Annotated in this window: 1 protein-coding gene and 2 pseudogenes; all 3 read right to left on the bottom strand. The window is 43.4% G+C overall.

Going from position 1 to position 2,908, the window contains the following annotated elements; translation table 11 throughout:
• Positions 1–171: 171 nt before the first annotated feature.
• A pseudogene (locus IV36_RS12155) lies at positions 172–246 on the bottom strand (recombinase family protein); the annotation flags it as partial.
• Positions 247–305: 59 nt separating this feature from the next.
• Complete coding sequence (locus tag IV36_RS11275; protein WP_003690776.1) at positions 306–1,697, bottom strand: MATE family efflux transporter; 1,392 nt, start codon at positions 1,695–1,697, stop codon at positions 306–308.
• 708 nt (positions 1,698–2,405) lie between these two features.
• Positions 2,406–2,576: pseudogene (locus IV36_RS11270) on the bottom strand (recombinase family protein); the annotation flags it as partial.
• Between the last annotated feature and the right edge of the window lie 332 nt (positions 2,577–2,908).

Raw genomic sequence — 2,908 nt, 5'->3', positions numbered from 1 at the left:
TAAAGGAAGCTGATCTTTTTTGTCCGAACAGCGTTCGGATTAATTTTACAATCTACCGAAATCACTAAAGTTATTCTTCTGGCAAGTCCATCAAGTTAATTGTTTTCTGATCTAATGGATTAGGTGAGAAAGTTATTGTGTCCACACATCTTCCTACCTTTCTATGCTTGATTAAGAAATCAATTTAAACCTCCGCTGTTGCGTGCGTTTACTAATCCCCGTCTTTCGTGCAATCATCTTATAAGTCTTTAAAACAAAATTGATAACAAATATTATCAAAAAATCCAGCTTGTTGCAAGTCTTAATTATGAGTTGTCGGAATCCGCCAAAATAGGCGTCGGTTCTTCAGCGACCACGGTCGTCATGCGTTCTTGAAGCCGCAAATCACGAACGGACTTAATGTACGCTGGCAAAAGTACGGCACACGATCCCAGCCAGGCTAGTGGCTCTGAGCTACATGCCCCGGCGTAACCAAGCAGTCGAACCAAAATCAAAGCAGCGAACACCCGCATAAATAGTTCCGCAGCCCCGGCCAGTGTCGGAATCGCACTGCGACCCAGACCTTGAAGCGTGTTACGCATAATGAAGAGCATCGACAGTAACAAATAAGTACTCCCAATGACGTTGAAATACGTCTGCGACAAGTTCAGGACGGCCACATCTTGATGACCAACGAAGAAGCCGACCAGTTGCTTGCCCCAGATAATTTCAATCAGACCAGCAACGACACTAAAGCTCCCCGACAGCCACATCGTTTGTTTGACACCCGTAATAATCCGCTCATACTTGTAGGCGCCGTAATTTTGAGCCGCAAAGGTCGCCATCGTGACCCCAAACGACATCAGCGGTTGCGTCGCCAATTGGTCAATTTTTTGAGCGGCAGTCGTTGCGGCCACAGAGTTCGTTCCGAGACTATTCAGCGCAGCTTGTAAGACAATCGTTCCAATCGCAATGATCGACATTTGAAACGCCATTGGTAAGCCGACGTTCAAATGTGCCCGTACTTCTGCCCAGACTAGCTTGAAATGGCGCCAGCCAATGTGCAGAATCGGCACCTTGACCATGATATACACGACGCACATCAGGGTCGCAATCGCTTGTGCCAGAATAGTGGCCCAGCTAGCACCGGCGATGCCCCACTTAAAGACCAGAATGAACAGTAATTCGAGGCCAATATTAATTAAGGCACTGATAATCAGAAACCACAACGGTGTCCGACTATCGCCGAGTGCGCGAATGATGTTCGACAACAAGTTAAACCCAATCGGGGCTAACATCCCGCCAAGCATGATTTGTAAGAAGGTCCGGGCATCCGCGATAATATCCGTCGGCGTCTGCATCAGCAACAAAATATGGTCCACAAATATCAGTGACAGTACCGTCAAAATAATACCGACGATCAGACTGACCACGATACTGATGGCAAAACTCCGCCGAACTGCTTTAAAATCACGGGCACCAAAATGTTGCGCCGTTAAAATCGACAGCCCGGCCGTCAAGCCTTGCGCGAACCCGATAATCAGGAACTGGACACTCCCCGTTGACCCGACAGCTGCTAGGGCTTTGACCCCAAGTGTCTGACCAACGATCAACGTGTCTGACAAACTATAAAATTGCTGAAAAATGTTACCGATTAGTAATGGAACTGTAAACCAGAAAATTAATTTTAATGGTTTCCCCTTTGTTAAATCGTTCATTTTCGCACTCCTTTCGTTAATTAAGATGGCCTGCTTGTAATCATTTTCCCGTTAACCAAACAATCAAGCAAACTTTGGTAGTATATCAACTTTGGTTTTAGAATACTAGTGGTTTGTTCCCTAAAAATTAAATAATTTATTTTCGCAATTATTTGGGGCTTCCGACTTGGGATTATCAAGTCAGTGACTGGCAGTCAGAACCGCCCCAGCTACCATCATCGCATGGTACCCAGGGCCACGCGTTTTGGTATTTCTACTGCGACATCCCCCGTCTTTCCACCGTGACACCTCATTCAACGCAAAAAAGCGTCCAGAAGTTCTGCACGCTTGCGTTTAGTTTTGTTTCTCTGATCAACACGTCATCCGCATCCAGCGAGCAACGCAATCAGATTTTATTCAATTAGTCACTTGTATTCGCGGTCGGCCAAACTTCATGCCGCAGATTAACGTCAAAATTACAGTATCACCATATAGTGGTACTGACCCGCGCATAGCCATATTTCATCTTTTTCACTCCTTATTTATGTCATTAAGTAATGACACGTTTCTAACCCTTTAATTATACAGCATCAAAAAATAGGCCACAACTGTTGAGTTTTGTCGCTTAAAGCATAGCACTAGGGAGGCTTAGATGCCTTTTTTTGTTATCAAAAAGGGCCTAGTACTTTTGGAATGGAAATACTTTCCAACACCAAAAATTCTAGACCCTACAATATCACCCTCACGAATATAGGCCAACATTTTTTGCAGTTCTGGCCGATTAGTGTTAGCCCCACTTAATTTATCCGTAAATAATTTATCAACGCCCTTTAAAGCCGCTAACTGTCGATCTAAATGTTGCTCTCTGGAACTTACCCGGGCATACCCGATTTTAGCCATTTTTAGCGCTTCCTTTTGGACAGTTCTAATGAACATTTGTAATTCCTAGTATAGCACAGAAGCAAAAAAGACCAATAGGGTATACCCTAGTGGCCTTTTTTGATCCATTATCAATGGCTTTTTAAATTAGGGCCTAGTACTTTTGGAATGGAAATACTTTCCAACACCAAAAATTCTAGACCCAAATAAATTTACCTACGGGTTATTTATCAATTAACTTTGATAGATAATAACCAACTACAAATCCTAAAGTATTAGCAAGCACGTCATTTATAGGTAGCGTCAAGAATCTTGTGTAAATGAAATGCCTTCGTACATATAATATGTATCTA

This window comes from Liquorilactobacillus mali (assembly GCF_001437155.1).
GTDB lineage: Bacteria > Bacillota > Bacilli > Lactobacillales > Lactobacillaceae > Liquorilactobacillus > Liquorilactobacillus mali_A.
This window is presented reverse-complemented; position numbering and strand designations above follow the sequence as displayed.

Excerpts from the sequence above, each read along its gene's own strand:
- IV36_RS11275 (WP_003690776.1), bottom strand. The coding sequence starts at position 1,697 with ATGAACGATTTAACAAAGGGGAAACCATTAAAATTAATTTTCTGGTTT.